The organism is Rummeliibacillus sp. BSL5 (assembly GCF_052928305.1).
The window spans coordinates 875854-890889 of record NZ_JAVGCV010000001.1 but is presented as its reverse complement, the minus strand read 5'-3'; the positions used below and the strand labels follow the sequence as shown (position 1 = coordinate 890889).

General features: G+C 38.1%; 12 protein-coding genes. 11 read left to right on the top strand and 1 reads right to left on the bottom strand.

All coding sequences use genetic code 11. From position 1 onward, the window contains the following. Nucleotides 1–27 precede the first annotated feature (27 nt). The 8 genes from dxs (at nt 28) to RCJ93_RS04450 (ending at nt 9699) form a co-directional block, all read left to right on the top strand. Nucleotides 28–1938, top strand: coding sequence for a 1-deoxy-D-xylulose-5-phosphate synthase (dxs, locus tag RCJ93_RS04485; protein WP_446738493.1), 1911 nt, complete (start codon nt 28–30; stop codon nt 1936–1938). Beyond that, the gene (locus RCJ93_RS04480) at nt 1935–2756 is read left to right on the top strand and encodes a TlyA family RNA methyltransferase (protein WP_251646112.1); all 822 of its coding nucleotides are present in this window, start codon (nt 1935–1937) and stop codon (nt 2754–2756) included. Before dxs ends, RCJ93_RS04480 begins: the two co-directional genes overlap by 4 nt. Nucleotides 2757–2853: 97 nt before the next feature. Further along, nucleotides 2854–3303, top strand: a complete 450-nt coding sequence (ahrC, locus tag RCJ93_RS04475) for a transcriptional regulator AhrC/ArgR (RefSeq protein WP_066786684.1) — start codon at nt 2854–2856, stop codon at nt 3301–3303. Nucleotides 3304–3323: 20 nt separating this feature from the next. Further along, nucleotides 3324–5024, top strand: coding sequence for a DNA repair protein RecN (gene recN, locus RCJ93_RS04470; RefSeq protein ID WP_446738492.1), 1701 nt, complete (start codon nt 3324–3326; stop codon nt 5022–5024). Between the two features lie 120 nt (nt 5025–5144). Further along, entirely contained in the window at nt 5145–6104 is a 960-nt protein-coding gene (locus RCJ93_RS04465) for a SpoIVB peptidase S55 domain-containing protein (RefSeq protein WP_150284208.1), read from the top strand. Between the two features lie 288 nt (nt 6105–6392). Continuing rightward, nucleotides 6393–7184, top strand: coding sequence for a sporulation transcription factor Spo0A (spo0A, locus tag RCJ93_RS04460; RefSeq protein ID WP_446738491.1), 792 nt, complete (start codon nt 6393–6395; stop codon nt 7182–7184). Nucleotides 7185–7403: 219 nt separating this feature from the next. Further along, nucleotides 7404–8975, top strand: coding sequence for a FapA family protein (locus RCJ93_RS04455; RefSeq protein ID WP_446738490.1), 1572 nt, complete (start codon nt 7404–7406; stop codon nt 8973–8975). Further along, on the top strand, nt 8968–9699 hold the full coding sequence (locus RCJ93_RS04450) for a glycerophosphodiester phosphodiesterase (RefSeq protein WP_150284221.1): 732 nt from the start codon (nt 8968–8970) through the stop codon (nt 9697–9699). The genes RCJ93_RS04455 and RCJ93_RS04450 overlap by 8 nt, the downstream gene beginning before the upstream one ends. Nucleotides 9700–9767: 68 nt before the next feature. Here RCJ93_RS04450 and RCJ93_RS04445 read toward each other — a convergent pair whose 3' ends face one another. Continuing rightward, on the bottom strand, nt 9768–10007 hold the full coding sequence (locus RCJ93_RS04445) for a DUF2627 domain-containing protein (protein WP_066786703.1): 240 nt from the start codon (nt 10005–10007) through the stop codon (nt 9768–9770). A 133-nt stretch (nt 10008–10140) separates the two neighbouring features. On the opposite strand from RCJ93_RS04445, the gene RCJ93_RS04440 reads away from it, so the two are divergent. The 3 genes from RCJ93_RS04440 to lpdA all read left to right on the top strand — a co-directional run bounded on the left by RCJ93_RS04440 (nt 10141) and on the right by lpdA (nt 15026). Then, the gene (locus RCJ93_RS04440) at nt 10141–12189 is read left to right on the top strand and encodes a sigma 54-interacting transcriptional regulator (RefSeq protein WP_446738489.1); all 2049 of its coding nucleotides are present in this window, start codon (nt 10141–10143) and stop codon (nt 12187–12189) included. A 171-nt stretch (nt 12190–12360) separates the two neighbouring features. Further along, a complete protein-coding gene (locus RCJ93_RS04435) occupies nt 12361–13458 on the top strand; it encodes a Leu/Phe/Val dehydrogenase (protein WP_147193602.1) in 1098 nt (365 codons plus the stop codon). Nucleotides 13459–13598: 140 nt separating this feature from the next. Then, entirely contained in the window at nt 13599–15026 is a 1428-nt protein-coding gene (lpdA, locus tag RCJ93_RS04430; protein ID WP_446738488.1) for a dihydrolipoyl dehydrogenase, read from the top strand. Nucleotides 15027–15036: the final 10 nt, after the last annotated feature.

Genomic DNA, 15036 nt, shown 5'->3' with positions numbered 1-15036 from the left:
TCTATAATGAAAAGGTGTGTGATGGCGATGGATTTAACACAGATATCTAGTCCATCCTTTCTAAAAGAATGTACAACAAAACAACTACAGGACCTTAGTGAAGATATACGTAAGTTTCTAATTGAAAAGTGCGCTCATACGGGAGGCCATATTGGCCCAAATCTTGGGGTTGTTGAATTAACGATAGCTTTGCATCGTGCTTTTAATAGCCCAGAAGATAAATTACTTTTCGATGTCGGCCATCAAGCGTATATCCACAAAATTTTGACTGGACGTGCTTGTGAATTTGATTCACTTAGACAATATAAGGGATTGTGTGGTTTCCCAAAACGCAGTGAAAGCGAACATGATGTGTGGGAAACAGGGCACAGTTCTACATCCCTTTCAGCAGCAATGGGAATGGCAGCAGCCCGCGATGTCAAAGGTGAACATAACTATATTGTTCCAATTATTGGTGACGGTGCTTTAACAGGCGGTATGGCGTTAGAAGCTTTGAACCATATCGGACATGAACAAAAAAATATGATTGTGATTCTAAATGATAATGAGATGTCTATTGCGCCTAACGTAGGTGCACTGCATAATGTTTTAGGCCGCCTTCGCACGGCGAGTCAATATAATAAAGCAAAAGATGAATTAGAGGGACTTTTAAAGAAAATCCCTGCTGTTGGCGGTAAGTTAGCTTCAACAGCTGAGCGTGTGAAAGATAGTTTGAAATACTTGCTTGTGTCGGGCATTTTCTTTGAAGAATTAGGCTTTACCTATCTTGGACCAATTGATGGTCATAGCTTTGAAAGTCTTGAAGACACATTACAAAATGCTAAAAAAACGCAAGGGCCTGTCCTTATTCACGTTGTAACAAAAAAAGGGAAAGGCTATACGCCTGCTGAAAACGATACTGTTGGTACTTGGCATGGCACTGGACCATATAAAATTGAAACAGGAGATTTTATTAAATCTTCAACAACAGCTCCTGCATGGTCAAAATTGGTTGCTGATACAGTCACACGCATTGCACGTAAGGATCCTCGTGTTGTAACCATCACTCCTGCAATGCCAGTGGGTTCCAAATTAGAGGGATTTGCAAAAGAGTTCCCAAATAGGTTCTTTGATGTTGGGATTGCAGAACAACATGCTACTACGATGGCAGCTGGGATGGCAGCGGAAGGTACGAAACCATTTCTTGCGATTTACTCTACATTCTTACAACGTGCATACGACCAAGTTTTACATGATATTTGCAGACAAAAGTTAAATGTATTTATTGGTATCGACCGCGCAGGCTTGGTGGGAGCAGATGGCGAAACACACCAAGGTGTATTTGATATCGCCTTTTTACGTCACATGCCGAACATGGTGATTATGATGCCTAAAGATGAAAATGAAGGGCAGCATATGGTAAAAACGGCACTTGATTACGATGCAGGTCCAATTGCACTCCGTTATCCAAGAGGTAATGGCTTAGGAGTACCGTTGGATGAAGAATTGCAACCGATTGACATTGGTACTTGGGAAGTATTACAGGATGGTGCTGATGCAGCAATTCTTACATTCGGAACCACTATTCCAATGGCAAAAGCTGCAGCTGATCTCTTAGCTACTAAAGGTATTAAAACGGAAATTATTAATGCTCGTTTCATTAAGCCTATGGATGAAGATATGCTTCATCGTTTATTTGAAAGCAAAAAGCCTATTCTTACGATAGAAGAAGCTATGCTTGAAGGTGGTTTTGGGAGCGCTGTGTTAGAGTTTGCAAACGACCATGGTTATGATACGGATTTAGTTGACCGCATTGGCATTCCTGATGTATTTGTTGAACACGGGAATGTGGACTTATTGCTACGTGATTTGCATATGACGGAAGAAGACGCTGTAGAAAGCGTGCTTCATCTTATCAATAAAAAATCTAAGAAGCAAGCGGGTTTAGAAACACAATGACAACGAAAATACCGAAAGAACGAGTAGATGTATTGCTTGTACAACGGGGCCTCTGCGAAACACGTGAAAAAGCCAAACGCTTGATCATGGCAGGCCAAGTTTTTTCTAAAGAAGTGCGTGTAGACAAAGCTGGCGAAAAAATTCCAGTTGATGCTGATCTTCAAATTAAAGGCCAACAATTGCCGTATGTGAGTCGCGGTGGTCTCAAATTAGAAAAGGCTTTAAAAATATTTGATGTAGATGTTTCAGGAAAGCTTATGTTGGACATCGGATCTTCTACAGGCGGCTTTACTGATTGTGCGCTGCAAAATGGTGCAAAACACTGTTATGCACTAGATGTAGGCTCAAACCAGCTCGCTTGGAAAATACGATCAGATGAACGTGTAACGGTAATGGAAAAAACCAATTTCCGTTATGTCACACCAGTTAACTTCGATTCTGGTTTACCAGACTTTGCAACAATCGACGTTTCATTTATCTCTCTTGAATTAATTTTACCTGTTTTGAAAACATTGTTATTACCAAAGGGCGATGTAATTGCGCTAGTAAAACCGCAATTTGAAGCAGGGAAAGATAAAGTTGGGAAAAAAGGAATTGTACGAGAGGCTAAGACACATCTTGAAGTATTAGAAAAAGTGGCTAACTTTGCTGAAAATACTGGCTTCGTAGTTAAAGATGCATCCTACTCACCAATTACAGGTGGAGAGGGAAATATTGAATTTTTATTCCATCTATACAATCCTCAGAATGGTGAGGAAGTCCATTCATTTACTGATTTCAACAAGTTAGTAAATGAAGCACATCAACAATTGAAATAACACGGCCACGACTCACGGCCGTGTTTTTTCTTGTATAACAATAGGAAAAATGTTACCTTATTTAAGATAAGCATAATTATGCACGAGGTGATCACAGTTGAATAAAAGCCAAAGACATATTCGCATACGCGATATGATCGCAAATAATGAGATAGAAACACAAGATGAATTAGTGGATATGCTGAAAGAAGCAGGCTACCATGTGACACAAGCAACCATTTCAAGAGATATCAAAGAACTTCATTTAATAAAAGTGCCATTGCATGATGGGCGTTATAAATATAGTTTACCGGCAGACCAACGCTTTAATCCGATCCAAAAACTGCATAGAGCTTTAGCGGATGCCTTTGTGTCTATAGATGGTACAAGCAATATGCTTGTGATGAAAACATTGCCAGGAAACGCACATGCAATCGGTTCTTTATTGGATCGATTAGATTGGGAAGGGATTCTTGGAACTATTTGCGGCGATGATACAATTCTTATTATTTGCAGAGCAGATGAAGAAAGAAACCTTATTAAAGATCGCTTGTTGGAAATGTTATAGCTGTAAACGGGGTGTGAAACTTGTTAAAAGAACTGTCAATTAAAAATTTCGCTATTATTGAAGATCTGACGGTCGACTTTCAAGAAGGATTAACGGTCTTGACTGGAGAAACTGGGGCAGGGAAGTCTATTATTATCGATGCTGTGCAACTTCTTGCAGGAGGGCGAGGATCTCAGGAATTTATTCGCCATGGGGCGAAAAAAGCCGAATTAGAAGGACTTTTTACCCTATCTTCATCGATGCATACAGCATATTCTAAATGTGCGGAAGCTGGCATTGATATAGAAGAAGGCTCGGTCATCCTTAGACGAGACTTAAATGATAACGGTAAAAGTGTTTGCCGAGTCAACGGAAAACTTGTCCCACTATCATTACTTAGGGAAATAGGTGCAACATTAATCGACATTCACGGCCAGCATGAAAGCCAAGAATTAATGGATGATAAGCATCACCTTTCGTTGCTTGATCAATTCGCAGGAGATCAAATTACAGATCAAAAAACGCTGTATATTTCGCAATACGAAGAATATCGCCTGTTGAAAAAGGAGCTTGCTGCGATTTCAGTTAATGAGCAACAAGTAGCACAAAAAATTGATCTCTTTCAGTTTCAAATCAAAGAAATTGATGCATGCAAATTTGTGCCTAATGAAGAAGATGAATTAATGGAAGAACGCAGAAGACTGCTAAACTTCAACAAAATATTTGAAGGCGCAAGTACAGCGCACGAAACCATTTTAGGTGAATCAAAAGGGCTTGATTGGATCGGCCAAGCTATGTCCGCATTAGAGGATGTCGCTACTGTTGACGAAAGCTTTAATGAGTATTCAGAAGCTGTATCGAACGCATTTTACAATTTGCAAGAAGCTGCATTTGGAGTGAAAAATATTCTTGATGAGCTTGAATTTGATCCAGAGAGGCTGAATGAAGTAGAGCAACGTTTAGCGCTTATTGGATCAATGAAGCGTAAATATGGGCATACTTTAGAAGAAATTCTGGCGTATCGTGAAAAAATAGGCGAGGAATTGGCATCTCTCTTAAACAGAGATGAAAATATCCAAAAAAAAGAACAGCAATTAATGACATTGCAAAAAACATTGCAAAAAACCGCCGAAAAACTAACAAGTATTCGCAAAAATGTAGGGGAACAGTTGTCTTTTTCCGTTATGCAGCAGTTACGTGAATTGTATATGGAAAAAGCTGAATTTAGTGTTCATTTTGAAACATTGGCCCCTGGTCAGTTTGATCAATATGGAATTGACCGTGTTGTCTTTTATATTGCGACAAATATAGGAGAACCGCCTAAACCATTGACGAAAATTGCGTCTGGCGGGGAACTTTCACGTGTCATGCTAGCGCTTAAAACGATTTTTTCTTCATCTAATGGTATTACTTCCATTATATTTGATGAAGTCGATACTGGCGTTAGCGGTCGAGTTGCTCAAGCAATTGCTGAAAAAATTGCAGCGGTTTCAATACATTCACAGGTTTTATGTATTTCTCATTTGCCTCAAGTTGCCGCAATGGCTGATCATCATTATTATATCCAAAAGCAAGAAGATGCACACAGAACATTTACATCTTTGACTGAGATTTTTGATGATGATCGGATTGGCGAAATTAGCAGAATTATGTCTGGCACAGAAGTAACAGATCTGACTTTCCAACATGCTAAAGAATTGATCGACATTGCAAATGAAAGAAAGAAAATAATGCATGCATAAAATAACAAAACATCTTACATAAATGTGAGGTGTTTTTTTATACGCCAAATAGGTGCACAAATATTTACCTTTCATAACTATCTCAATTATAGCCATGATAATTAAAAAAGGAGGTGGCATATGAGAAATGCAAAGCGCTCTTTCTTGAGCTTGATCATTTTGCTGGGAATGCTGGTATCCATGTCCACATTGGCAAGCGCCGCTAAGAAGGTGATACCAATGGGTGATTCAATCGGTGTGGAATTGCAGTTGGCAAATGTGACGGTTTCAAATGATGTCTTGTTGCAAGAAGGAAGCTGGCTAAAAAGAGGAGATATCGTCAAGAAAGTGAATAAGACTAAAATCAAGAAGCTTGAGAACATCCATCAAATCTTGAAAAGCTCATCTAAAGATGCCATTAAGATGACAGTTGGACGAGATGGGGAAGATCAAACCGTCAAAGTGCGGAAAGAAGAAATGGCTTCTGTCATGAATTTTTTGCGCGACGAGACAGATGGGATTGGAACACTCACTTTTTTAGATCCAGAAACAAAACAATATGGAGCGCTTGGCCATCAGATTATTGACCAGATTTTGCAGGAACCGCCGAATTTTAATGATGGGTCCATTTTTTATGCGCGAATCGAACATATTAAGAAAAGTATTCCAGGAGAACCGGGTTACAAAATTTCTTCAGTAGAGAATGGAAATGGCGAAATTGGAGATATTGAGCTAAATAGTTCATATGGCATTTTTGGAAAATGGCAAAACACTTTACAACCATCATTGCCAAAAGCAATTGAAATTATGCAGCCATCTCAAATTAAAAAAGGACCAGCCAAAATTTTAACGACTATTCAAGGGAAAAAGGTAGAAACCTTCGATATCACGATTACAAAAGTGAACAACAAAAGCTTTCAAATAGAAGTAACAGATCCTGTGTTAAAAGAAAAAACAGGTGGAATTTTGCAAGGGATGAGCGGAAGCCCAATTATTCAAAATGGTCATTTTGCCGGGGCAGTTACTCACATGTATATTGAAAGCCCTGAAAAAGGCGCTGCGTTGCCAATTACTGAAATGCTTAAAAATCAACCTGCATAAAATTTATTTTTAGCTGTCTCTAAGAAAGAGGCAGCTTTTTCTTCTTTTTATTTGGTATTCTTTTTACAAAAAATCTGTTACAATAATAGTCAATAAACACCACGAATTAATTTACATAATATTGTCGAAATTGAAATTATTCATATTCCTTCATACTCATTTTTCAAAAAATTGAAGGGCTATCCGTAAAGATGTCGAATTTACCATTTTGTATCAAACGTATGTCTAGATTTATGCAAGAAACAAAAATCAGATTGAATCTTGGGAAAAATGAAGGAGGAGTCCTGTATGAACAAAGTAAAAGTTGCAATTGTGGATGATAATAGTGAGTTGGTGAAAGCTCTGGAGGAGTATCTTTCACAGCAACCAGAAATTGATGTAATCAGTACAGCGACAAATGGCAAACAATGTTTGAAAATGCTGGAAAGCCAAGTGCCGGATGTGCTATTATTAGATATAATTATGCCGCACCTTGACGGGTTGGCTGTATTGGAAACAATCCATGAAAACCCACAGCTTAATAGTATGCAAGTAATTATGTTGACTGCATTTGGACAAGAAGATGTAATGAAACAAGCGGCAGAGCTTGGTGCATCTTACTTTATGCTAAAGCCTTTTGAATATGAACGTTTAGCGTCTAAAATACTGCAAGTAGGCGGTAAAAAAGTGGAAAAACAAAAAAGGGTTAGTGTCCTGCAAAGCTCCACTCCACAAAAGATGGATCAGCGCCAATTAGATGCAACCATAACGGCAATAATCAAAGAAATAGGCGTTCCAGCACATATCAAAGGCTATGCATATTTACGAGAAGCCATCCAAATGGTCTATCTCGATGTAGATTTACTTGGTTCCATTACCAAAATTCTTTATCCAGATATTGCAAAGAAATTTGATACGACGCCATCACGTGTAGAGCGTGCAATTCGCCATGCCATCGAAGTTGCATGGAACCGCGGAAATTATGAATCGATTTCGAAGATGTTTGGTTATACAGTCCATCACCTTAAATCTAAGCCAACAAATTCAGAATTCATTGCTATGATTGCTGATAAGATTCGTATTGAAATGGTGGCAGTTTAGAGAGGTTTAAAAGCCTTGATATATAGAATAATAGTAAATTGCCATTGTAATAAATTTATAAAGCAATAAACTACTATTAAATATAATTGTATTATATAGCACATTTCCATTTATTGAGTTTACGTAAAATTCAACAACTGGAGGTGTGCTTTTTGTATTCTATTGAAATAATATTAGGAAATAAATGCTATAATTATAGGATGATGGGAGGTTTTTAAGTTGGTTCTTTTTGAAAATGATTGGATTATGCTTGTGGAAAAAGAAGCGATTGTCTATGTTATAGTTAAAAAAGAAGGGTATTCTTTAAAAGAGTTTGAACCTGTATTAAAAAAATTCAAAAGAATTAAATTAAATGGTTTTCAAGCATTGCGAAGTGTCTTTTTAAATTGTTCAAAAGAAGAACAAGAGATTGGCTATTGGCTGCCACCAATTGAAATCGTTATAGCACGGGACGGTATGGCAGCTACTATGTATATTAATGATCATCCTGCAACTTTATTTCAAGATGAGTTAATTATGAATAAACAAATTAAAGAAGCAGCAGAGAATGCGGGTGTCCAATATGGTTATTTAACCCTTTCGCTTGAAACTGTTCTATTAGGCAAACCAACAGTCATAGCAAAAGGCCAGCCTCCCCAAACGGGTGAAGATGCGAAGATTACATATAAAAGCTTTCCAAAAAAGAAACCACAAATCCTTGATAATGGCCGTGCAAACCATTATGATATCAACTTTATTCAGGAAGTAAAAAAAGATGAATGGTTAGGAGAAAAAATTCCTGCGAAGAAAGGAATTCCGGGGAAAAATGTTTTAGGCCAACGAATAGAGGCAATGGATGGTAAAGATTTTATGTTGGTTTATGATGAAAAATCTATTTATGAAAAAGAGTCGAGTGGTATAGTGACCATCCATGCACTTTTCGATGGTGTCATCGAGCAACCTTATCCTCCTTTATCAGTTCAGAAACACCTTCAAATACCAAGTGATGTGGGAGTCGAAACAGGCAATCTGGAGTTCACAGGCTCGATTACGATTCGAGGAACTATTCTACCTGGATTTACAGTCAAGGCGACAGGTGACATATTGATTGAGAGCAAAGAAGGTGTAACTGGAGCTGAACTTATACAATCTACTCACGGAGATGTCTATGTTTGTGGAGGTATATATGGCAACAAAATAACGAAGGTGATGGCAGGTCAAAATATTTATGTACAATATACCAATGACTGCTATTTAGCTGCGAAAGAAACCATTTTTATAAGTACGTATGCCATCAGTACAGATATGAAGGCTCAAAATATCAGAGTCGATGAGAATAAGGGTAAACTTATAGGTGGGAGAATTTGCGCAAAAAATTCGATTCATGCAGCATGGGTTGGCAATCAGCTTGGTCGTAAAACAGACCTGATTATTTCACTCCCGGATCGCAAAGACAGCTTAAAAAAGATTAAAGAAAAAAGTGATGAAATAGAGAATCTGGAGCATGACCTGAAAGATTTAAGAGGAAAGCTAGCTCAATTGCAGAAGTTCTTGCATAAAATGATGCCAGCTCAGCGCCAAACATACGATAAGATTGCTAGTAATATAAAAGAAAAGGAATCTCAAATTGAGATACTAGAATATGAAATGGATGAGATTTTGCATCTACTGAAGAGGAGTGGTAATGAGAAAATTTCCATTACCAAAGCTGCATATCCAGAGACAACTCTCCAAATAGGTTCTGAAAGATCAACTATTCAACAAATGACGAAAGGAGAATTTAAATTGGAAAGTGGTGTTTTAAATGTCTAGACCGCTCGTTTTTGCGCATAGAGGCGCTTCTGCTCGAGGTATTGAAAATACGCTAGATGCTTTTGAATTAGCGTTAGAATCAGGGGCAGATGGTATAGAATTAGATATTCAAGCGACAAAAGATCATATTCCGGTTGTTATTCATGATCATAATTTAAGGCGTCTTACAGGGAAAAATGAGCTGATTTCGAATTTGTACTATCATCAGGTTAAACTATTACATGTTGGGAAATTTTTCTTTAGAAGGTTTAACGGAGCTAAAATTAGCACGTTTGATGAGTTTTTAGGTTGGCACAAAGTCCATTCTGTCCCCCTTAATGTGGAATTAAAAGAGTCACTGCTTCAAGATGAAAGCGCTCTAAGAGAGACTGTGGAGAAATGTAGTGAAATACCAAATTTACATATTTCATCGTTTCATCCTGAATTGCTAGAAAAAGCAAAAGAAATAGCGCCAAGAATAGAAACCGCCTTAATTGCAACAAAGAAATTGAACTGGGCAGAGTTAGACAAATTGCCATACGTAGATGTAATCCATGCGAATAAATCCCGTTATTATAAAAAAAGGTATCTTGATGCACTTACTGCTCAAGGAAGAAAGTGCCGCTTTTATAACATTACAGGTGATGAACAATTTTTGGAGGAACCGCATGATGCGGTTATCGGATGGATTACTGACTATCCAGAGAAAGTGCGGAAGATGCAGAAACTAAGTAAATCAATATAAAGCTCAGATAATTATACAAAAAGCACCGAAGAGAACACTACATTCTTGTCGGTGCTTTTTGCACATTTTTATTTTTTTTTAGTATATTTTGGCGCAACTCGTCCATTTCTACGATCACGGTTTAATAAAAAGCCGGCAAAAAATCCAAAGCCGATTAAAAACAATACGATCCCTATTACAAATTGTAGCCAAAGATATGGAATCGGATCGAATAACTTGGCGAAAAATGTATCTCGCATTAATTTTATGCCCGCTGCTGCCATAATAGCGGGTATGGCTAGAATGACAAAAGCAATAAAACGCCCCATTTTTGGTTCAACTCCTCTAATATAATCCATTTTTACTTGTATCCTGCACATTGTCAAGATAGGAAACTTCCGATAAGATGATAGCTAACCATATGAAAGAATTTTCATACATATTTGGAAGGAGTGAAGTAGAATGCATAGGATTATGATTGTAGGTGCAGGAAAAGGAGGTACAGCAATTCTACAATTACTCGCACATTCGTCAGACTGGCAAACAGTGGCTGTTATCGATAAGAATGATAATGCTAAAGGCATAAAAGAAGCTAAAAAGTCAGGAATTGCTACAGCAAATGACTGGCGTGATTTTAAGAATGCTTCTATCGATATGGCGATTGATGTGACTGGTAATCCGAAGGTCTATGACGAATTGATCGAGGAGTTACCACATAATACGACTGTGATACCGGGTAGCGTGATTGAGATTATTATCAAACTTTTGCAGGAGAAAGATTATTATATTCAAAAAATCCAAGCATTTTCTAGAAGACAGCAAATTATCTTTAACTCCATAGATGAAGGCATGATGAGCGTTAATCAAAAAGGAGAAATTATTTTTTATAATCACAGTGCTATGCGACTTACTAATACACCAATAGAAAAAGCAGTTGGCAAGCATTATAAAGACGTTATGAATGCTCTTGAACTCGAGCAGGTGATTGAAACAGGTCAAGCAGAGACAAATCAAGAATTAATTCTTCCATCTGGAAAAAAGGTCGTGCTTTCCAAAATTCCCATGGTAGATGAAAAGTCAGAACAAATTGGTGTACTTGCAATTTTTAAAGATATTTCTGAAGTTGTTGCCTTAGCGGAAGAGATTACTGATCTGAAAGAAGTAAAAAAGATGTTAGAAGCTATTATACAATCGAGCGACGACGCGATCTCTGTAGTAGATGAGAAGGGAAGGGGTATTGTAGTTAATCCAGCTTATACAAGGATTACAGGCCTGTCACCGGAAGAGATTATCGGTAAACCTGCAACTACTGATATTTCAGAAGGTGAGAGTATGCATTTAAAAGTGCTTGAAACCAAAAAACCGATACGCGGAGTTAATTTGCGCCTGGGCCCTTCCAAAAGAGAAGTTATCGTCAATGTGGCGCCAATTCTAGTTGAAGATGAGCTTAAAGGCAGCGTAGGGGTCATCCATGATGTAACAGAGATGCGCAACTTATCTAAAGAATTGAGCCAAGCGAAAACAATTATACGAACACTAGAATCAAAGTATGTTTTCGATGATATAATCGGTGATTCAGAAGAAATGAAGCTTGCGATAGAACAAGCTAAGCTCGCTGCAAAAACGCCGGTGACGGTCTTTCTAAGGGGCGAATCAGGTACAGGTAAAGAATTATTTGCCCATGCAATACATAGTGAAAGTAATCGACACTATGAGAAGTTTATAAGAGTCAATTGTGCGGCAATTGCTGAAAATTTATTGGAAAGCGAATTGTTTGGTTATGAAGAAGGTGCCTTTACTGGAGCTAAAAAAGGCGGCAAGCGTGGCCTTTTTGAAGAGGCGAACGGAGGTAGTATCTTTTTAGATGAAATTGGCGAGCTGTCGCTTAGCACCCAGGCCAAACTTTTACGTGTTTTACAAGAACATGAGATTGTTAGAGTGGGCGCTACAAAACCCATTCCTATAGATGTCCGTATTATTGCAGCCACAAATGTCAATATGGAAAAAGCGCTTCATGACCATACGTTTCGAGAGGATCTCTACTACAGGCTTAATCGCATGCCAATTTATATACCACCACTTCGAAACAGACTTGAAGATATCCCGCAGCTTGTAGATCGCCTGCTTCAAAAACTCAACCGTGAGTATGGTCGAAATGTAACAAAGGTGACTAGAGGAGTAATCCAAAAGTTAAGAAACTATCAATGGCCTGGTAATGTAAGAGAATTAGAGAATGTGATTGGGCGGGCGATGATCTTTATGCCAGCTGCTGAAACAGAATTACAGGAAAATTATGTGCAAATTTCGGCGCAAAAAACTTCAACATTAGAGGGCAAAGTAGAAGAAGAAATATATAACGGAACATTGGATGAAGCAATGGCCCAATATGAAAAAAGAATTATTGAAACCGCTCTCAAGGACAATAGATATAATAAAACTCAGACTGCTAAAGCGTTGCAAATTTCGATTAGAAGCTTGTATTATAAATTAGAAAAATATGAACTTGCATAAAATGGCGTGCAAATAACTGCACACATCTGCATGGCTATGCATTGAAAAAAACGTCGAAATTGTTTAAACTTTTATTTTATAAGGCAAAAAGTTTTGGCACGCTTCTTGCATTATATATTATTGACTGGATACAACCAGATTTTTTATAACTTCGAAGGAGGAATTATTAAGATGGAAATTTTCAAATATATGGGAAAATATGATTATGAACAAGTGGTTATTTGCCAAGATAAAACTTCAGGATTGAAAGCGATTATCGCTATTCACGATACTACACTAGGACCTGCGCTTGGTGGTACTCGCATGTGGACATATGAATCAGAAGAAGCAGCTATTGAAGATGCACTTCGTTTAGCGCGCGGCATGACATATAAAAATGCAGCAGCTGGGCTTAACCTTGGTGGTGGTAAAACTGTAATCATGGGAGATCCATTTAAAGACAAAAATGAAGAAATGTTCCGCGCATTAGGCCGTTTCATCCAAGGCTTAAACGGACGCTACATCACAGCAGAAGATGTGGGTACTACAGTTGCTGATATGGACTTAATCCATGAAGAAACAAATTATGTGACAGGAATTTCACCTGCATTCGGTTCATCAGGCAACCCTTCTCCTGTAACAGCATACGGTGTTTATGTAGGTATGAAAGCAGCAGCTAAAGCGGCATTTGGAACAGATAGCTTAGAAGGAAAACGTATTTCTGTTCAAGGTCTTGGAAATGTTGCTTATTCACTATGCAAGCATCTTCACGAAGAAGGCGCAAAACTTATCGTAACCGATATTAATGAAAACGCTGTCAAACGTGTAGTTGATGAATTTGGTGCAGTTGCTGTTAGCCCTGAAGAAATTTATGCACAAGACGTGGATATCTTTGCTCCATGTGCATTAGGCGCAATCATCAATGATGAAACAATCCCACAATTAAAAGCAAAAGTAATTGCAGGATCTGCAAACAACCAATTGAAAGACTCAAAACATGGTGAGATCATTCACGAAAAAGGCATTATCTATGCTCCAGACTACGTAATCAACTCTGGTGGTGTTATCAATGTAGCTGATGAATTATACGGTTACAACTATGATCGCGCTATGAAAAAAGTTGAAGGTATTTATGATAGCATTACAAAAATTGTTGAAATATCAGAACGTGATAATATTCCAACATACTTAGCTGCAAATCGTATGGCAGAGGATAGAATTGAAAGAATGGCTAAATCAAGAGGCACATTCTTGAAAAACGAAAAAAATATCTTATCACAACGCGGATAAGAATCAAGAGATGACAATCTAGCATTTTATGATATAATTTAGGACCAGGTAATAAAATTGAATAGCTGCCGTGAAAAACGGTAGCTATTCAATTCTTTTAATATTAAAAGATATTAGTATAAAATAGGGAGTGTGTTCTTATGGCTAAGAATTATGACCTTGTCATAGTAGGTGGAGGCACTGGAGGTTATGTTGCCGCGATTCGCGCCGCGCAATTGGGTCTATCGACTGCCATTGTGGAACAAGGGAAACTAGGGGGAACTTGTTTACATAAAGGTTGTATACCAAGTAAAGCTTTGCTACGAAGCGCAGAAGTATACCGGACAACAAAAGAGCATGCAGAGAATTTTGGTGTAGATGTAAAAGAAGTCACATTCAATTTTGAGCAGGCTCAAAAAAGAAAAAATAGTATCATAGATAAACTTCATGCAGGTATCCAAGCATTGATGAAAAAAGGAAAAATTGATGTATACGAAGGCTATGGCAGAATATTAGGACCTTCGATTTTTTCGCCAATGCCTGGCACAATCTCTGTCGAATTTAAAGATGGTCGGGAAAATGAAATGTTAATCCCGCAAAATGTAATTATTGCCACAGGCTCTAGACCACGGACGCTTCCGGGATTAACGCCTGATGGTAAAAAAATTGTGACATCAGATGATTTAATGTCGCTCGAAACCTTACCTAAATCAATTGTTATCGTTGGTGGCGGAGTTATAGGGATTGAATGGGCATCTATGTTACATGACTTTGGAGTGGAAGTTACGGTTGTTGAATATTCGGATTCGATATTGCCAACAGAAGATCATGACATCCAAAAAGCAATGGCAACATCATTGAAAAAACGTGGCATTCAGATAGTAACAAATGCGAAAACGTTACCTGAAACGTATAAAGAAACAGGCGATGAATTTGAGATTTCTGCTGAAGTAGATGGCAAAACGCAAATTTTTACAGCTGAAAAGCTTCTGTTATCTGTCGGAAGACAGGCAAACATAGAAAACATTGGCCTTGAAAATACAGATATCCAAGTAGAGCGCGGATTCATCCAAGTCAATGATCATTACCAAACGAAGGAATCTCATATATATGCTATTGGTGATGTTATTGGCGGCTTACAATTAGCTCATGTGGCTTCACACGAAGGCATTCATGCTGTAGACCATATTGCTCGCAAAGACACATTGCCGATGGAAGCCCATAAAATTGCACGCTGTATATATGGAAGTCCGGAAATTTCAAGTATAGGCTATACAGAGAAACAAGCGAAGGAACAGGGGATTGATGTGGTAGTGGGTAAATTCCCATTCGCGGCAATTGGTAAAGCGCTCGTTTTTGGTGAGACTGAAGGCTTCGTCAAAATGATTGTAGACAAAAAGACGAACGATCTAGTCGGTGTTCATATTATGGGCGCACATGCAACGGAATTGATTGCAGAAGCAAGCCTTGCAATGTTAGTTGATGCAACACCTTTTGAAATTTCTGCGCATATTCATCCGCATCCATCCTTATCTGAGGCAATTGGTGAAGCGGCCCTTGCTGTTGATGGAATGGCAATTCATTTCTAAGGAGAGATCA